The sequence below is a fragment of the Serratia sp. CY81684 genome, assembly GCF_052166595.1.
GTDB classification, from domain to species: Bacteria; Pseudomonadota; Gammaproteobacteria; order Enterobacterales; family Enterobacteriaceae; genus Serratia; species Serratia nematodiphila.
This window is the reverse complement of record NZ_JBJNOO010000001.1, coordinates 1-17303: the sequence shown is the minus strand read 5'-3', so window position 1 is coordinate 17303 and position 17303 is coordinate 1. Positions and strand designations below refer to the sequence as shown.

Annotated in this window: 19 protein-coding genes; 10 read left to right on the top strand and 9 right to left on the bottom strand. The window is 62.2% G+C overall.

From position 1 onward, the window contains the following. Positions 1 to 6 precede the first annotated feature (6 nt). Positions 7 to 1110, bottom strand: a complete 1104-nt coding sequence (locus tag ACJ8QF_RS00095) for a DUF1615 domain-containing protein (RefSeq protein ID WP_049188717.1) — start codon at positions 1108 to 1110, stop codon at positions 7 to 9. 178 nt (positions 1111 to 1288) lie between these two features. Here ACJ8QF_RS00095 and tehB point away from each other — a divergent pair, with 178 nt between their 5' ends. Continuing rightward, positions 1289 to 2152 (top strand): SAM-dependent methyltransferase TehB, encoded by an 864-nt coding sequence (gene tehB / locus ACJ8QF_RS00090; protein ID WP_442537161.1) that lies wholly within the window; start codon positions 1289 to 1291, stop codon positions 2150 to 2152. Here the strand turns inward: tehB and ACJ8QF_RS00085 are convergent. Continuing rightward, positions 2147 to 2860, bottom strand: a complete 714-nt coding sequence (locus ACJ8QF_RS00085; protein WP_154871259.1) for a 2OG-Fe(II) oxygenase — start codon at positions 2858 to 2860, stop codon at positions 2147 to 2149. The genes tehB and ACJ8QF_RS00085 overlap by 6 nt on opposite strands. Continuing rightward, entirely contained in the window at positions 2857 to 3912 is a 1056-nt protein-coding gene (ada, locus tag ACJ8QF_RS00080) for a bifunctional DNA-binding transcriptional regulator/O6-methylguanine-DNA methyltransferase Ada (RefSeq protein ID WP_131164634.1), read from the bottom strand. Before ada ends, ACJ8QF_RS00085 begins: the two co-directional genes overlap by 4 nt. Before the next feature lie 237 nt (positions 3913 to 4149). Here ada and leuE point away from each other — a divergent pair, with 237 nt between their 5' ends. Next, entirely contained in the window at positions 4150 to 4788 is a 639-nt protein-coding gene (gene leuE, locus ACJ8QF_RS00075) for a leucine efflux protein LeuE (protein WP_004940625.1), read from the top strand. Positions 4789 to 4947: 159 nt separating this feature from the next. Beyond that, entirely contained in the window at positions 4948 to 6447 is a 1500-nt protein-coding gene (locus ACJ8QF_RS00070; protein WP_154871258.1) for an aldehyde dehydrogenase family protein, read from the top strand. Between the two features lie 33 nt (positions 6448 to 6480). Here the strand turns inward: ACJ8QF_RS00070 and feaR are convergent, their stop codons facing one another. The 3 genes from feaR to ACJ8QF_RS00055 form a co-directional block, all read right to left on the bottom strand. Beyond that, the gene (gene feaR, locus ACJ8QF_RS00065; RefSeq protein ID WP_015376780.1) at positions 6481 to 7380 is read right to left on the bottom strand and encodes a transcriptional regulator FeaR; all 900 of its coding nucleotides are present in this window, start codon (positions 7378 to 7380) and stop codon (positions 6481 to 6483) included. A gap of 138 nt (positions 7381 to 7518) precedes the next feature. Continuing rightward, positions 7519 to 8160: a protein disulfide oxidoreductase DsbA gene (locus ACJ8QF_RS00060; RefSeq protein WP_015376779.1), complete on the bottom strand. Its 642-nt coding sequence runs from the start codon at positions 8158 to 8160 to the stop codon at positions 7519 to 7521. Between the two features lie 107 nt (positions 8161 to 8267). Beyond that, positions 8268 to 8672 (bottom strand): Exc2 family lipoprotein, encoded by a 405-nt coding sequence (locus ACJ8QF_RS00055; protein ID WP_154871256.1) that lies wholly within the window; start codon positions 8670 to 8672, stop codon positions 8268 to 8270. Positions 8673 to 8865: 193 nt separating this feature from the next. On the opposite strand from ACJ8QF_RS00055, the gene ACJ8QF_RS00050 reads away from it, so the two are divergent. Then, a complete protein-coding gene (locus ACJ8QF_RS00050) occupies positions 8866 to 9114 on the top strand; it encodes a hypothetical protein (protein WP_004940639.1) in 249 nt (82 codons plus the stop codon). On the opposite strand, the gene ACJ8QF_RS00045 is transcribed toward ACJ8QF_RS00050, so the two are convergent. Continuing rightward, positions 9111 to 9878: an NAD(P)H-dependent oxidoreductase gene (locus ACJ8QF_RS00045; protein WP_049188727.1), complete on the bottom strand. Its 768-nt coding sequence runs from the start codon at positions 9876 to 9878 to the stop codon at positions 9111 to 9113. The two genes, ACJ8QF_RS00050 and ACJ8QF_RS00045, sit on opposite strands and share 4 nt — an antisense overlap. An 84-nt stretch (positions 9879 to 9962) precedes the next feature. Between ACJ8QF_RS00045 and ACJ8QF_RS00040 the strand changes: the two genes are divergently transcribed. After that, positions 9963 to 10343 (top strand): winged helix-turn-helix transcriptional regulator, encoded by a 381-nt coding sequence (locus ACJ8QF_RS00040; RefSeq protein WP_004940645.1) that lies wholly within the window; start codon positions 9963 to 9965, stop codon positions 10341 to 10343. Here ACJ8QF_RS00040 and ACJ8QF_RS00035 read toward each other — a convergent pair. Then, positions 10340 to 10921, bottom strand: a complete 582-nt coding sequence (locus ACJ8QF_RS00035) for a flavin reductase family protein (protein ID WP_004940648.1) — start codon at positions 10919 to 10921, stop codon at positions 10340 to 10342. The two genes, ACJ8QF_RS00040 and ACJ8QF_RS00035, sit on opposite strands and share 4 nt — an antisense overlap. Positions 10922 to 11095: 174 nt before the next feature. Here ACJ8QF_RS00035 and ACJ8QF_RS00030 point away from each other — a divergent pair, with 174 nt between their 5' ends. The 5 genes from ACJ8QF_RS00030 (at position 11096) to ACJ8QF_RS00010 (ending at position 16733) form a co-directional block, all read left to right on the top strand. Beyond that, positions 11096 to 12697: an ABC transporter substrate-binding protein gene (locus ACJ8QF_RS00030; RefSeq protein ID WP_015376775.1), complete on the top strand. Its 1602-nt coding sequence runs from the start codon at positions 11096 to 11098 to the stop codon at positions 12695 to 12697. Between the two features lie 278 nt (positions 12698 to 12975). Next, positions 12976 to 13500: a cytochrome b561 gene (gene cybB / locus ACJ8QF_RS00025; RefSeq protein ID WP_080116087.1), complete on the top strand. Its 525-nt coding sequence runs from the start codon at positions 12976 to 12978 to the stop codon at positions 13498 to 13500. 53 nt (positions 13501 to 13553) lie between these two features. Next, positions 13554 to 14840, top strand: coding sequence for a hypothetical protein (locus ACJ8QF_RS00020; protein WP_442537160.1), 1287 nt, complete (start codon positions 13554 to 13556; stop codon positions 14838 to 14840). After that, positions 14837 to 16012 (top strand): hypothetical protein, encoded by a 1176-nt coding sequence (locus tag ACJ8QF_RS00015; RefSeq protein WP_004940659.1) that lies wholly within the window; start codon positions 14837 to 14839, stop codon positions 16010 to 16012. The genes ACJ8QF_RS00020 and ACJ8QF_RS00015 overlap by 4 nt, the downstream gene beginning before the upstream one ends. A gap of 16 nt (positions 16013 to 16028) precedes the next feature. Further along, the gene (locus ACJ8QF_RS00010; protein WP_004940661.1) at positions 16029 to 16733 is read left to right on the top strand and encodes a hypothetical protein; all 705 of its coding nucleotides are present in this window, start codon (positions 16029 to 16031) and stop codon (positions 16731 to 16733) included. Positions 16734 to 16799: 66 nt separating this feature from the next. Here ACJ8QF_RS00010 and ACJ8QF_RS00005 read toward each other — a convergent pair. Further along, positions 16800 to 17303 (bottom strand): SPASM domain-containing protein (locus tag ACJ8QF_RS00005; RefSeq protein ID WP_442537159.1); only part of this gene is annotated, 504 nt, incomplete at its 5' end.

The window sequence follows — 17303 nt, the reverse complement described above, 5'->3', positions numbered from 1 at the left end:
ATACCGTTACCCGCCGGCGCGTGCCATGCAGCGCTGGCGGCGTTCATCCACCCGCTTGGCGAACCAGGCGGTGGTCAGCTTGCGGGTGATTTTCGGGCTTTCCAGCTGAATACCCGGCAGCATCTCACGCGGCAGCTTGCCGCCCGCCAACGCAAAGACCTTCTTATACAGGTCGGTATCGGCAAAGTCAGCCGTATCGCCTTTCTCAAGCGCCCGGCGAATGGCGCTGTCGCTCATGTTCAGGCGCTTGCCGAGCGTACGCACCGCCAGCTCGGTCGAGCCGGGCTTGTCGCTGCTGAAGTCGATCAGATCGCCGTCCAGCGCCAGCGGAATGGCGCTCGCCCGGCTGACCGCGTTTTGGAACGCCGCGTTGCGGCTGGCGTACCAGCCGGCGTTGAAGTCGGCAAAGCGGTAAATCGGCCGGCTGTAATCGGCAGGGTACCCCAGCAAATGCATAATGCCGAAGTACATGCCGCCGCGCCGGTTGAAAACTTCGCGGCGAATCGAGCCGTCGACCGGATAAGGATACCCTTTGGCGTGCGCCTCGGCGAAGGCGATGCTCACCTGCATCGGGCCGCCGGTATGTACCGGGTTCAAATGGCCGAACAGCTTCTGTCCCATCGGCACGCGGTCGATCATGTCATCGAAGATATCGCTCAGATCCTTCTCCGTGCGCACCTTATCCAGACGCTCGCTGTAGCTCTGGCCGTTCGACGACGAGATCTTCAACGCGGTATGCACCAAAAAGTTCGGGATGTGCATCTGATCGGCACGGCGGTCGATCTCTTTCCAGGCGATCTTCGGCAGCCCCGGCACCTGCGGGTTAGCCTGGAACGTCGACTCTTGTTCGGTCACCGCCAGCACCGAACACAGGTTCTCATCGCTCGGTTCAATGCCCTGCGCGGCGAAGGCGGCGGTAATATCGGTGGCCCAGCCCTGACGATCGCCGGCGTTGGCCGGGATCAGCGTCATCAGTCGCGCTTTGACGTCGGCGGGGCGCGCCGCCGGCGCCGTGGTGGTGGTTTTACTGGTACAGCCCGCCAGCGCCAGCAGCGCGGCCAGGCTCAGCAAACGGAAGGGCATCGGGTGGAATAAACGAGATATCGGCATCTTTTCCCTGAACGTGATGACATGAACAGCACTGAAATTAGCCCAGCCGCCGCGCACAATCCAGTATAAAGATATCGCCGCGCCTTTCCGTCAGGCCGCTATGTTCAAACGACCGATAAAGATGTATTTTATATGCATCATATAAATCACTTTGTTTGCCCAGCCAGAGGAGCCCCCTATGGAGCAGCAGCTGCTTTGCTATAAAACCCTGCCGGAATGGAACAGCGACACACTGCCGGAAGCCTTTCGCCAGCGCCACAACACCCAGAGCGGCACCTGGGCGAAGCTCACCGTGCTGAGCGGCAGCCTGACGTTCGCCATGATGACCGAAGACGGCGCCACCACCGAGAGCTGGCAATTTAGCCCCGAAAGCCAGCCGCCGTTTATCGAACCGCAGCAGTGGCATCGCATCGTTTCCTTCTCGGACGACATGACCTGCCGGCTGGCGTTCTACTGCACGCCGGAAGATTACTACCACAAGAAATACGAACTGACGCGCACCCACTCCGAAGTGATCGAGGCGGCGGCGCGCATCGCACCGGGCAAGGCGCTGGATCTGGGCTGCGGCGGCGGCCGCAATTCGCTCTATCTCAATCTGAAAGGTTTCGACGTCACCGCCTGGGACAAGCACGCGCCGTCGATAGCTCGCCTCAATCAGATCATCGACGCCGAGCAATTGACCCGCCTGAGCGCCGGGGTGCAGGATCTCAATACTCACCGCTTCAGCGGCGAGTACGACTTCATCCTGTCCACCGTGGTGTTGATGTTCCTCGAGCGCCAGCAGATCCCGCATATCGTGCAAAACATGCAGGACAGCACCGTGCCCGGCGGCCATAATCTGATCGTGGCGGCGATGGATACCGAAGATTATCCCTGCCCGCTGCCTTTCCCGTTCACCTTCAAGCCGGGCGAGCTGAAGCACTATTACCGCGACTGGCAGATCCTCAAGTACAACGAGGACGTCGGCCAACTGCACAAGACCGACGCCGCCGGCAACCGCATCTCGCTGCGCTTCGCCACCCTGCTGGCGCGCAAGCTATAACGCGTCGTGAAAGATCACCCCTAGCGTGTGGCGTTGGCCGGTGCGTATCCGGCTGACGCCGTGGCGCAGATTGACCCGATAGTAGCCTCTCGCCCCGGCCACCGGCCGATGGTGCACCGCGAACACCACCGCGTCGCCCTGCTGCAAGGGCACCACCTCCGGCCGGCTCTGCATCCGCGGCCGCTGCTCGGTCAGCACAAACTCGCCGCCGGTGAAATCCTGCCCGGGGGCGGAAAGCAGGAACGCCACCTGCAGCGGAAACACCCGTTCGCCGTACAGATCCTGATGCAGGCAGTTGTAATCCCCCTCCGTGTAACGCAACAGCAGCGGCGTTGGCCGCCGCTGGCCGGCCTGATGGCATTCAGTCAGGTAGGCCTCGTGTTCGGCGGGATAGCGCGCCGCCAGACCCAGCATGGCGTTCCAGCGATTGGCCAACGGCGCCAACCGCGCGTACAGCAGGCCGCGCACTTCGGCCACCGGGGGCGGTAACGGATACGCAAAATACTGGTACTCGCCGCGACCAAAACCGTGCCGCGCCATGACGATGCGGCTGCGGAAGTGCTCGCCATGCGGATACAGCGCCGCCAATTGCCGGCACAGCTCGGCGCTGAGCACGCCCGGCAGGCGCGTGCCCCCCTGCGCATCAAGTTCGCGTTCGATCGCCGCCCAGTCCAATTCGGCCAACCGCGCCGCCAGCGCGCCGCTCATCGCTGCGCCTCCTTTTCCAGCAAGGCTTGCTTGCGCTCGACGCCCCAGCGATAACCGGACAAGGCGCCGTCGTTGCGCACCACCCGGTGACAGGGGATTGCCACCGCCAGCACGTTGGCGGCGCAGGCGCCGGCCACCGCGCGCACCGCTTTCGGCGCGCCGATGCGCCGGGCGATATCGGCATAGCTGACGGTTTCGCCGACCGGTATCGCCTGCAGCGCCCGCCAGACCCGCTGTTGAAACGCAGTGCCGCGAATATCCAGGGGCAGCGCCAGCCCGCTCTCCGGCGCTTCGATCAGGCCCACCACCTGCGCCATCAGCGCTTCATACTGCGCGTCACCGCCGATCAGCTCGGCGTTGGGGAATTTATCCTGCAGATCCTGCACCAGCTGCTGCGCATCGTCCCCCAGCAGAATGGCGCAAATGCCCACCTCGCTCTGCGCCGCCAGGATCTCGCCCAGCGAACAGCGCCCGACGGCGAAATGGATGCGCATGCCTTTGCCGCCCGCCCGGTAAGCCTTCGGCGTCATGCCCAGCGCGGCGTTGGCTTGCTGGTAGAAGCGGCCGTTGGCGCCATAGCCGGCGTCGAAGATCGCGTCGGTCACCGTCTCCTGCTGCGAAAGACCGGTGCGCAAGCGCTGGCTACGCTGCGCGTCGGCGTAGCCTTTCGGCGTCAGGCCGGTGATCGCTTTGAACAGCCGGTGGAAATGGTATTGGCTCAACCCGACGTGGCGCGCCAGCGTCTGCAGCGACGGCGCTTTCTCCGCCCGTTCGATATAGCGGCAGGCCTCGGCTATCTGCCGCGCATGCTGCTCCGTCAAAGGCGTCAGCCCCTGGCGGCAGCGTTTGCAGGGCCGATAACCCGCCGCCTCCGCCTGTTCCGCATCGTCGAACAGCTCCACGTTTTGCCGATTCGGCTGGCGTGACGGGCAGGAAGGCGAGCAATACACGCCGGTGGTTTTCACCGCGTAGATAAAGCGGCCGTCGGCGTGCTTGTCGCGGCTGACGATCGCCAGCCAGCGCGGATCGGCGCTGTCGATTACGTTTTTCATCATCCGTTCCTCACTGCGGTTTCGATGTTAACCAGCATAGTGACGGGCCGTTGGCGAAACACGCCGACTCTTGCTTTTTAATTCGACGCCGACGTTTTCAACAATGTTTCGACAATTTTTAACCAACAACATGAAGTTTATTACGTTGCCAACCCGCTTGCACGGCGTTAGGATCGCGGCCGGCCACGGGCGTGGCCAGTGTTTTTGCCTGTTAGTTGCGCGCATGGAGAGGTTATTGTGTTAGAGAGTTTTGGCGTCCTGAATTTATGGACCTATTTGGCCGGGGTGGTCTTCATCATCATTCTGCCGGGGCCGAATACGCTGTACGTGCTGAAAACCGGCATATCGCGCGGCGTGCGCGCCGGCTACACCGCGGCGCTGGGCGTGTTTATCGGCGATGCGATCCTGATCTTCTGCGCCTATATCGGCGTGGCGTCGCTGATCCGCACCACGCCGTTCCTGTTTACCCTGGTGCGTTTTCTCGGCGCGATTTACCTGCTGTTCCTCGGCGCAAAAATCCTCTACGCCACCTTCGTGCAGAAGGCGCAGGCGCAACAGCAGCAAATTGAAGGCGGCCACAGCATTCTGCGCAAGTCGCTGACGCTGAGCCTGACCAACCCGAAAGCCATTCTGTTTTACGTGTCGTTCTTCGTGCAGTTCATCGACTTCAACTACGCGCACACCGGGCTGTCGTTCACCATTCTGGCGCTGATCCTCGAAGCCGTCAGCTTTATCTACATGAGCACGCTGATCTTCTCCGGCGCGATGCTGGCGCATTTCTTCAACCACAAGAAAGGCCTGGCGAAGCTCGGCAACGGCCTGATCGGCCTGCTGTTCCTCGGTTTCGCCACCCGTCTGGCGACCCTGAGCTCGTGATCCCTCCCGGCCGGCGCCCGCCGGCCGCGGTTTACTCTCCCGTCACGGCAAAATGACACGCAGGACAAACCGAATGTCAGGCAGACCAAAGCCGCCGCTTTCCCGCTGATCTAGACTTGCAGGGTTAACGATAACCTGATGAGCCTGATCGGAGGATGTATGTCTGACAATACCGTAGCCGTGCTGGATAGCGTGTCGCGTTTTCTCGATCGTCAGCATGGGCTGTATATCGACGGCCAATGGCGCGCGTCCGCCGCGGAAGGCCGCCTGGCGGTGTACAACCCCGCCAATGGGCAGCAGATCGCCACCACCGCCGACGCCAATGAACACGACGTCGCGCTGGCGGTGCAGTCCGCCCACAAAGCCTTCAGCGAAGGCGTCTGGTCGCAGCGCCTGCCGGTAGAGCGCGAGCGCATCCTGCTGCGCTTCGCCGATCTGGTGGAGCAGCACGCCGAAGAGTTGGCGCAGCTCGAAACCCTTGAGCAGGGCAAATCCATCAACATCGCCCGCGCCTTCGAAGTCGGCAGCACCCTGAACTGGATGCGCTACACCGCCGGGCTGGCGACCAAAATCACCGGCCAGACGCTGGACGTCTCCATTCCGATGCCACCGGGCGCCAAATATCAGGTTTATACCCGCAAAGAGCCGATCGGCGTGGTCGCCGGCATCGTGCCCTGGAACTTCCCGCTGATGATCGGCATGTGGAAAGTGATGCCGGCGCTGGCCGCAGGCTGCTCCATCGTCATCAAGCCGTCGGAAACCACCCCGCTCACCCTGCTGCGCATGGCCGAACTGGCGAGCGACGCCGGCGTGCCGCCGGGCGCGTTCAACGTGGTCACCGGCCGCGGCACCGTGTGCGGCAAGGCGCTGACCGAACATCCGCTGATCGCCAAAGTCAGCTTTACCGGCTCCACGCCGGTGGGCAAAAGCATCGCGCGCGCGGCGGCGGATCGCCTGACCCGCGTGACGCTGGAGCTGGGCGGCAAAAACCCGGCCATCGTGCTGAAAGATGCCGATCCGCAGCAGGTGATCGAAGGCCTGATGCTCGGCAGCTTCCTCAACCAGGGGCAGGTGTGTGCCGCCAGCTCGCGAATCTATATCGAAGCGCCGATTTATGATCGGTTGGTGGCCGGATTCGAACAGGCGGTGAAATCGCTGTCGGTCGGGCCGGGGATGGATACCGGCGCGCAAATCAACCCGCTGGTGTCGCTCGCGCACCGCAACAAGGTGGCGGCCTACCTGGACGACGCCCGGGCGAAAAACGCCGAGCTTATCGGCGGCGCGGCCGGGCCGGACGCCAACGGCTTCTACATTCCGCCGACCCTGGTGATCAACCCGGACGATCGGCTGAACCTGACGCGCGAGGAAGTGTTCGGCCCGGTGGTCAACCTGATCCGGGTGGCGAGCGCCGAAGAAGCGCTGAGCAAGGCCAACGACACCGACTTCGGGCTGACCGCCAGCCTGTGGACCACCAGCCTACAGCAGGCGATGGCGCTGACGCCGCGCATTCAGGCCGGCACCGTGTGGGTCAACACCCATACGCTGATCGACCCGAACATGCCGTTCGGCGGGTTCAAACAGTCGGGCAGCGGCCGTGACTTCGGCCCGGATTGGCTGGACGCTTACACCGAGTCGAAATCGGTTTGCATCCGCTATTGAGTGAAGCGGCGCGGGCCTGGCCCGCGCCCTGACTTACTGATACTGCCGGCGGTACTCGCTCGGCGACATGCCGAAACGCTGCTTGAAAGCGGTCGAGAAATGGCTGTGATCGGCGAAGCCCCAGTCGAGGCCGACTCCGGCCAGCTTTTCTTGCCCGGCGGCGCTGCGCAGCGCCTGCGCGCACAGATCCAGCCTGCGGTTCCTGATGTACTGGGCCACCACCAGCCCCTGGCGGGCGAACAGCCGATACAGACTGCGCAGCGACACCCCCAACTCGGCCGCCACCCACTCAGGGCGCAGCTGCGCCGACTGAATATGCCTGTCGATCAACGCCAGCGCCTTGTCGAAGACCGGTTGTTGCCCCTCCGGACGCGCCTGTTCGAGCGCCAACGCCGGGCGCAGCAGCGCCGCCAGCGCATTCAGCACCGCCTCGCTTTCCGCCGCGGCGAGCTGAGGATCCTGCATGCTGCTCAGCACCAGCTGGCGGCTGAGGCGCACCGCGCTGAGCTCGGCCCCGAGACGCTGCGCACCAGGCGGCGGCAGCGGCAGGCAGCCGCGCGGCAACAACAGGGAGATTTGGCGCGAATCGCGCTGGAAGGTGAAGCTGCTGGGCCGTGAGGCATCGATCAGCGTCATGTCGCCGGGGGAGAGCAGCGTTTGGCGATCGCCCTGCTCCATCAATGCACTGCCGCGCAGCTGGATGACGGTGAAAAAGTGCGCGCCGTCGCTGCGGGCGATCTCACGCGGCGTGCGGTACAACCGGGCCTGAGACACGTCGACCACGCTCAGGCGCAGGGCATGGGCGCGAAACTCCTGCATCGCCCCGCGAAAGCCGGGCCCCAACGTTTTCGCGCAGAATCGGCCGCAGGCGGTGTTGATTTTCCCCAGCCACTCTTCGAAGCCGACGTCCCGGAGCGTTGCCAATGCCGTCATGATCTCTCCCTTCAAACAGCAGCGGTGCTGCGCCGTTGAACAGAAAAACACCATAACAATCCGTTAACACACAATCAATGGCGAACGGGGGATTTGGCGCCGCGATCACAGATCATCAGGCGCCGGGGAAGCATCGCCTTAAGGCTGCGTATCCAACAGATGGCGCACCACCGCCGCGTACTCTTTGGCGTAACCTTCGACGCTGGTGCTGGCCATGCCGGCATTATCTATCTTGTATTTGCCTGCCACGTAGAACGACGGGGTGCCGCGAACCTCGAACGCTTTCACCGCTTCATTCTGCTTGGCGATCAACCCTTTGACCAGCAGGCTGTGGCGCGCGTTTTCATAGGTGGCGGCATCGATGCCGGCCGCCGTGAACACCCGCTGTATATCGTCGGCGCCGTTGACGGCGCGCTGTTTCTGCACCGCGTCAAACATCGCGCCTTCAATCTTGTCTTCCACGCCCAGCACCGTCGCCACCGCCCAAGCTTCGGTCAGCTCATTGCCCAGTTTGCCCATCAGGCTGACGTGATATTTGGTGACTTTCTCACCGGCGGGCAGCGCCTGCGCCACGGTGCTGCCTACGCGGTAGGTTTCGGCGAACTGATAGCAAGGCCCGCAGTAGAAGGAGAAAAACTCCACCACCGCCGGTGCGGCGGCCACCGGCTTATCCAGCCGGGTATATTGCTCGCCCGCACGGTAATCCGCGGCCTGCACCGCGGGCAGCGCCAACATCAATACGACGGCGGCGGCGAACGAACGCTTAACTTTTGCCAACATAAACACTCCTGGTTTCTTCTATGAACATCGTCCTTAGCGACGGTTTTTATAATCAAATAACCGCCAGAAGGCCAGTTTTTATTACCTTCTGTTTATGTGGGATTAAGTCAGCGCCCTTCGTAGCCGTCCCAATAGGCGCCTACCGCTTCCTGCGACAGCACCTGGCGGCGTTTAGGATTGTCGGTGCTGCTGTAGGCGCGATTGATGAAAATGGTTTTGTGTTCCATATTCTGCTGGAATTCCGGGCTGGCCAGGTAGTCGGCCTTTTTCTGCGCTTCGCTGCGCACCACGCCCGCCGCGCGATCCTTTTTCCCCTGCTGATAGAACTGTTCGAACATCGGCACGGCGTTTTTAATGCTGCCGTTCACATCGGTGCGGAATTGCGGATCGAAGTCGTCGCGGGTTTGATAAACGTAGTGTTTGGCATGCTGCTCGGCGCTGCTGAGGGGGTGGGTGCAGGCGCTGAGCGCCAACAGCGGCAACAGCAGCGCCGCGCTTTTCAGTCTTTTCATGTCGTCTGTCCCTGTCAGTGAGGAAGGTTCCTTTAGCGCCAAGAGCATAGCGCCGGCCCCCGTTGAACGTCAAACGACAAAATACGCATCACTTTGTTTTATATTAATATTATATACATTGGTTGGTATTCATTGCCTGAAACACTATGCTTTAACAGAACCGGGTAAACACTCACCGACAGCGAGGCGGCCAATGAAACCGATCGACAAAAGCGTGGGGGAGTACGACCTCACGGCGGAAAAAAAAGCGGGCATGATCACCGGCACCATCCGCGGTGAACTGCCGGACAGCGACGCCAATCTGCCGCTGCTGCCCTTCTCCGGCACCTTCGCCGGCCCAAGCGTGGCCGAAGCCATCGCCGATATTCAGCAGCAGTTCCCCGACATCGAACCGGCGATTATCGACGATTTGCGCGAGGAACTGCTGAAGGCTGGGTTCTAAGCCGGATCTCGGTGCCGCACGAACGGACTGTAGACCGGCGCGCCGGGCTTCAGCGCCAGATCGGCGTCAAAATCTTCATTACGGTTGAACGGCACCGCCGGCCAGGCGGCAAGGTCGCTTAAGCCAGCCCGATATGCCTGCGTCACCTGCGCCAACGCGGCGTTTTGCGCCTGCCGCTCCTCGCCCGCCAGCCCGCCGCGCACGCCATAGACCAGGAACGGCTCCAGCACGCTAAAGCCGATATAGTGCAGCGCATGCATGATCGGCCACAGCATCAGCCGCATGTCGCCGTCGCGCCCGTCCGGCGCGCAGGCCTGTGCGGAAGCGCCGGCGGTGACGGTCAGCAGCGCCCGCTTGCCGCGCATCACGCCGTTCTCATGGCGGTGGCGGCTGTCGTAGAGCCCGCCGTAAACGAACACCCGATCCATCCAGCCCTTGATGATGGCCGGCGCGCCGAACCACCAGAAAGGAAACTGCAGCACCAGCGTATCCGCCCAGCGCAGCAGCTCGATATGCCGCCGGATCTCCGCCGGCAGCGCCTGGATCGTCCAGTGATGGCGCTGCTCCTGCATCGCATCGAACCGGTCCGCCTGCTTTCTGCTGGGGTAGTGGCCGGCGCCCTCACGCGGATCAAACCCCTCCTGATACAGATCGACCGTTTTCACCTGATGCCCCTGCGCCAGCCAGGCCTGCCGCGCCTGTTCGGCCAAATGGGCATTGAAAGAATGCGGCTCGGGGTGAGCCAGCACAATCAGCACGTTCATCCTGTTTCTCCCGTTGTAAGGTGGTGCTGTTATGCTGTGGCTTTATCGCCCCCTTGGCAATTACGCACCTGAAGGTAACCCCCAATGGCTTATCCCGGCGACGTCTATTCGAGCAAGTGCTCCGCGCGCGATGCGCTGGCGCTGATTTCCGGCAAGTGGGTGATGCTGATCCTGCCCGCGCTGGCGCAGCGGCCGATGCGCAACGGCGAGCTGCTGCGCCGCATCGACGGCATTTCGCAGAAGGTGCTGACGCAAACGCTGCGCCAGCTGGAACGCAACGGGCTGCTCGAGCGGCTGGATTTAAGTGAAAAGAATCAGGCCCATGTGGAATACCGCCTCAGCGCCGTCGCCTGCTCGCTGGTCGAGACACTGACGGCGCTGGATAAGTGGGCGGAATACCACTTCCCCGAGCTGGACGCCGCCCGCGAGCGCTATGATGCAGACCGCAAACGCGAGGCCGATTAAAGCGGTTTGGCCCGCAGCGTCTCGCCGCTGCGCACGAAGTTGCCCGCCCCCAGATGATGAATGGTGTGCAGATCCGCATTGGCGGCGGTGAAGTGCCAGCGCCCCTGTTGGAACACCCGCTCGTCCGCCGCCGCGCTCAACACCTCGCCGAAGCAGGTGTCGTATTTTTCCTGCGCGCCGCTTTCCGGCAGCAGCCGACACTCCAGCCACGCCACGCAACCCTGTTCGATCAGCGGCACCTGCAGCGCTGCACTCGGCGCCGCTGCGATATGGAAACGGGAAAATTTGTCTTCATCCAGCCCGGACACGCTGCCGACCGCGTAGGTGGCGTCAATGAACATCGCCGCCGGCACGCAAATGCCGAATGCGCCGCTCTCCTCGATCATTTGCCGGCTGTGCGCCCCTTTGTCCACCACGATGGCGATGCGCGGCGGGCTGAACTCCACCGGCATCGACCAGGCGGCGGCCATCACGTTGCGTTTGGCGCCGTCGCGGCTGCGGCTGGTGATCAAGACCGTCGGGCCGTGGTTCAGCAGACGGCTGGCGTGTTCGAGGGCGACAGGGCGAAAGTGGCTCATCGGGAAATCCTTGCGAGTGACTGTTTGCCCAGCAGTGTAGATCTGCGCCGCAATGGCAGGCAACGCGGGGCGCACAGAATGCACCGATGAAGCGCTTGTTCCCGATCTCGCCATCCGTTATCTATAGTTAGATCAATTCGCCGGTAACGGCTCATTCCACCTGAGGATCTTGCCTTGACGTTTTTAAAACACCCTATCGCCGGATTGGTGCTGGCCGGCTGCGGCCTGTTGTCGGCGGGCGGCGCGCTGGCCGCTTCCGATGCGCTGGTGTACTGCACCGTCGCCTCGCCGGAATCGTTCAACCCGCAGCTCTCCAGCTCCGGGCCGACCTTTATCGCCACCTCGCAGGTGCTGTACAACCGCCTGGTGACGCTGCGCGAAAGCGATAAAACGCCCGCCCCTTCGCTGGCCACCGAGTGGAGCGTTAGCCCGGACGGCAAGACCTACACCTTCACCCTGCGCCAGGGCGTGAAATTCAACAGCAACAAATACTTCACCCCAACGCGCGACTTCAACGCCGAAGACGTGGTGTTCACCGTGATGCGGCAGAAGGATCCCGCCAACCCGTATCACAAGGTCTCCGGCGGCAACTATGAATACTTCACCGACATGGGCCTGGATAAGCTGATCACCAAGGTGGAAGCGGTGGACGAGCACCACGTGCGCTTCACGCTGAGCCAGCCCAACGCCGCCTTCGTCGCCGACTGGGCGATGGATTTCGCCTCGATCCTGTCCGCCGAGTACGCCGACGCGATGCTGAAAAAGGGCACGCCGGAATACGTCGACAACTGGCCGATCGGCACCGGGCCGTTCGCGCTGCAGCAGTACAAGCAGGATTCGCTGATCCGCTACATCGCCAACCCGCACTACTGGCAGGGCGACGTGGCCAGCAAGCACCTGATCTTCTCGATTACGCCGGATCCGCAAACCCGGCTGGCCAAGCTGAAAACCAACGAATGCCAGATCATCCCGGCACCGCTGCCGGAGCAATTCGCCGCCATCAAGGCCGACGGCAACCTGCAACTGCACGACATTACCGGGCTGAACGTCGGCTATCTGGCGTTCAACACCCAGAAAAAACCGTTCGACAACCTGCTGGTGCGCCAGGCGCTGAGCTACGCGGTAGACAAGAAAGCGATCGTCGCCGCCGTGTTCAAAGACAGCGGCACCCCAGCCAACTCGCTGCTGCCGCCGGGCATGCTGGGCTACAACGATAAACTGCCGGAGTACGCCTACGATCCGCAGAAGGCGCGCGAACTGCTGAAGCAAGCCGGGCTGGAGCAGGGTTTTGAGACCGACATCTGGTCGATGCCGGTACAGCGCCCTTACAACCCGAACTCGAAGCGCATCGCCGAGATGATTCAGAGCGACTGGGCGAAGGTGGGCGTGAAGGCCAAGATCGTTACCTGGGAGTGGGGCCAGTATCTGGCCGGGCTGCGCAAAGGCGAGCAACAGAGCGCACTGTACGGCTGGGTGTCCGACAATGGCGATCCGGATAACTTCGCCACCCTGCTCGGCTGCGCCGGCGTGCAGAGCGGCGCCAACGTGGCGCGCTGGTGCGATAAGGATTACGACAGCCTGATCCAGCAGGCGATCCAGGAGAACCAGCCGCAGGCGCGCGCCAGGCTGTATCAACAGGCGCAGGTGATCTTCGCCAAACAGGCGCCGTGGCTGCCGCTGGCCACCGGCAAAGTGTTCTACGCCACCCGCAGCAACCTGAGCGGCTACGTGGTGGACGTGAACGGCAGCGACTTCGCCAAGGCCAAATTAAACTGATCCCAGGCGCCGCGGCGAGAGCTGCGGCGCTACCCGCCTCATCGCTTAATAAGCTGCCAGCCTCTGAACCTACCGCGTATTAACTTCACAACTTACGATGCTAACTGTCTCCCCTGTCGCCAGGCACTTAACCCACTAAATTCATAGCTTAATAAGCGGCGTAATCCCTGGCATTTTGCTTAAACTGCATGCAGGCGCTTTCCTCGCCTGTAACATTTCGTTACCATCGGCACACAGACCCTTTAACATCAAAAGGTAACCCGGTGCAGAACACCTACATGCCGTGGCAAATCCGCCTGCACTGGCTGGTGGCGATCCTGCTGGCCATCACCTGCGTCACCATCGAGCTGCGCGGCTATGCCAAACCGGGCAGCGCCCCCTGGTACGCGCTGGTTGTCACCCACTTCAGCTGCGGCGTAACGGTGTTTGCGCTGATGATCGCCCGTCTGCTCCTGCGCTGGCGCCACCCCTCGCCCGCCATCGCGCCCAAACCGCCGAAGTGGCAAACCGGCCTGGCGCACCTGACGCACGCCCTGATTTACCTGCTGCTGCTGACGCTGCCGGTGCTGGGGGTGTATTCGCGCTATCTGGGCGGCAAGGAGTGGTATCTGTTCGGCCTGTCGATGCCGTTCGCCGACGTAGCCGATCGGCCGCAGGCACGAATGATTATCGGCTGGCACAAAACGCTGGCGTCATTCGGCTACTGGCTGATCGGCCTGCATACCGCCGCCGCGCTGTTCCACCACTATATCGTCAAGGACAATGCGCTGGTGCGCATGCTGCCGCTGATGAAAAAACGCTGAATACCCGGCGCCAGGGATGAATTTTCGGGCCACGCCCACTGACAGGGAATGACATGCAAACCCAATTTTTTAATGTGACCGTCGAACAATGCGCCTGCCAGCAGACGGCGCCCGACAACCTGGTGAGGATCATCGCCTCCGGCCAGACGTTCTTTTTTTACCGCGACGACTTCAGCGACAGCGAAAATCTGCTGGCCAGGCTCGCCGCCGGCGATCGAGTGAAGATCGGTGCCCACCGCCTGCAAGACGGCAGCTACTGGCTGCACTGGCTGCTGCACGGCACGAAAGGCCGGCTGGAGCCTGACAGGACGCTGAAATACAAGCTGAAATACTTCGCCCTGCTGCTGCTGGGCGCAGTGCTGGCCGGCGGTTTCCCGGCGGCCTTTTTCATCATGGACGGGGAAGATTCCTGGCTGACCATCGTCCTGTTCTTTATCGCCATCATCGCCGGCCTTATCGGCATCGGCATAGTGCTGTTCGTCGGTTCGGAGCTCCTGCTGATCGGGCACCGCGGCCGCAGGCGCCTGCTCCGGGCGCTGGATCGCGTGCTGCTGGGGCAAGACGTCACGCCGCCCGGCTCGCTCAGCCTGAAAATCCCCGGCATCAAATACCGGGCCGTCCGCGCAGACGCTGTGCCGGCGACCGCACCGCTGCAGACCGCGCCTCCCCTCCCAGACGGCGTCGAGACCTCCGGCATCGAGACGGTCAACGCCCTGAACTACGAACTCTGCCAATATGAGATCCCGCGGCAGGTGCAGTATTTGGATACGTATGCGTGGCGTCAGAAGGAGACGCACTTCGCGTTGACGACCCGCGCGCTCAATGTCCCCAATACCAAACTGCATCCGGTATTTCGTCGGCAACATCCGCTTTTCATCGCCAAAGGCGATCCGCTGCAGGTGCTGTATTGCGAGAACGACGTCATTCCCGAGTTGCCCAAAGTGCGTGGGATCATCAATCATCGCGATCGCCAAACCTATCTCATCGGCGGCAATCGCTACTTCACCGAAGCCGGCCTTAACCTGTGCGCGCGCGTTGTCTTCATTTTTGGGGCAATCGTGGCGTGTTTTGTACTCGGCATGATGGTGGTGGATAACGCCGATACCCCGGCCGGCTTTCACCTGGATGCCTGGACCCTGAAGCGTCTCGGCAGCGAATTGCCGCCGATTATTCTGCTGCTGATGCTGATGGTCAGCGGCCTGGCGCTGTTGATCGAGGGGTTCGCCCAGATCTGCCGCCTGTACTCTTTTGACCAGCACCGCACGTTTAAAACGTTTAAATACCTGAGAAATCTGCGCCGCAGTTTATGGCGGCAGGCTCAGGTGACGGAGCTGAAATGATGACGTTAGCGTTTTATAAAAGACCCCTTATTATCCTGACGCTGTTTTTGGCCAGCGCGCTGGGCGTCTATTTGCTCGCCCCTGAGCAACGCTATGCGCAGTGGCAATGGACTCAGGGCGACCAGGCGTTGCCGACAATAGCCCGTTACGATCTCATCCACAGCTACCCGGCGCAGGACGGCGCCCTGCTGCTCACCAGCAAAAGAAGTGAAGACCGCGCGTACAATAGCTTTTACGGCTGGGCGGCCAACTACCTCAGCCAGGTGCTGTTTGCCGGCCCCAAAGGGTTACAGATGCTGGGGGAACTCGACGACTTGATCCATGATGCGGTTTGCGGCGAGCAGGAGTGCGTGCTTTTTCTCTCTAAGGGCCGCAGACTGGTTGATGTGCAACGGGGCACCATCGGGGCGCTGATCCCCTGGCCGGAGGGCGACGACAACCGGCCTTCCTTTGTCGGCGGCAAACTGGTGGCGCAACCGGGAAAACGCGCGCTGTATCTCATCAGCACCGAAGGCGTATTCTACAGCCCGGACTTCGGCGCCCATTGGCGGCAGACGCTGGATCTGCCGGCGCTGCTGGACGCGCGGCAACTGCTGGGCTTTGAGCGCGGCGAGGAGGACTCACCGACGGCTTACGCCTCCGGTAAGCGCAAATCCGTACCCGAGATCTTCACCGCTGTTGATGGTGATCGCGTGCATTTCTGGATGAACCCGGTGCTCGGATCCGGCGCGTTACACATCGCCGTTAACGGTAAAACCGGCGAAGTGATTGAACTGCATTGGCTGCTGGTGCGCGTGGAGGAAAGCGCGCAGGCCCCGGACGGCGGCATCTACCTGATCGCCAAAACGCTGGACAGAGGAGTGTATCAGCTTCTGCGTTATCAATCCGACGGGCAGTTGAAGGTGCTGCTGGAGACCGGCGATAAATCGCTGTATCAGCTCTGGGCGGGCAACGATAAGCTGGTCGCCCAAACGGATAACGGCGATGCCCGTCTTTCGCTGATTTTCGATCTGCGCTCATCCGAAGTGCGCTACCGACAGCCGTTGGAGTACCGCTACAACGGGCGCGACGACGCACGCCAAACCGTGATCGAACCGGAAAGCCACTATGGCGATGACGGGGAGACCCCGGCGCTGCCCTACTTCATTCGCTATCGCTCCACCACGCCGTGAACATAAGGAACTTGCCATGCTGTTAGGTTATGGCGCCGGCGTCGCCGGCCTGCTGGCGCTGTTATTGGCCCTGCTGCTCGCCGGCATCCTGCTCGCCTGGTGGGGCTGGCGATATGCCGCCGCCCGCTGCGGCCGCCCGCGCCCGCCGCTTTCCTGGGGCGGCTATCTGTTGGCCTCGGCGCTGGCGATCTACCCGGTAGCGTTCGCGCTGATGCTGATCGACATTGCCATCCAGGATCTCAAGAGCCAGCGGGCGGAAGAACGCTGGAATCGGCGCAGCTACCTGACGCTCGAGGCGGCCAGGCCGTTCGGCGAAATCACCCTGCCAAAGGGAAGCTGGGTAAACCGGCAGGAACCGCGCCAGCCCGGCACCGAAGACAGCCCCATCACGATGGACGGTGTAACCGCCGTGCGCTTCCCTCAGCCGCAAAGCGTGGCCGGCGTGCCGATCATCGCTTTTGAGGTTTTACCGCCGGTGATGGAGCTGGCGGATGCGCATACCTTCACCCGTCCAACCGGCCAAAGGGCGCACTGCGAAGCCGGTTGGCTGGTCTCTTTCTCTTTGCCGTCGGATCAGCCGACCCCGCAGTGGGAGGAGTGGCAGGCCGGGCTGCCCGCAGCGGCGTTTCGGCCCAGCGGCTGGCTCTTTAAGGAGTGCTTCTCTGGCAGCCCTATCGCAGTACTGACCTTGCAGCACGGCGAAGTCAGGGTGCTGCCTTAAGCGTTAGACCGTGGCGTAATTTTCAAAAGGCCGTTCCGGCAGATCTCAGTGAAGACAGCACCAACGCTATCCCTTGAAGATCAGCCGGGAGTTGGTCTGATTGCGAAAGCGCAGCTGATCGATACCGATCTGCGAGCGATTCGCCGCTTCACGCGCCGCCAGAATGGTGCCGTGATGCGGCGATTTGCCGCACACCGGGTCGGCGTTGTCGGCGTTGCCGGTCAGCATGAACGCCTGGCAGCGGCAGCCGCCGTAGTCTTGCTCTTTCTCCGAACAGGAACGGCAGGGCTCCGGCATCCAGTCATAGCCGCGATAGCGGTTAAAGCCGAAGGAGTGGTACCAGATATGCTGCAGATCGTGCTCCAGCACCGACGGAAACGTAATCGGTAACTGACGGGCGCTGTGGCAGGGTAACGCCATGCCTTCCGGCGTCACGCTCATGAAGATGGCCCCCCAACCGCCCATGCAGCCTTTAGGCCGCTCCTCGTAGTAATCCGGCGTGACGAACAGCAGGTTGGCCAGTTTGCCGTCGGCGGCCATGCGCTCGCGATAGCGTTTCACCACCGCTTC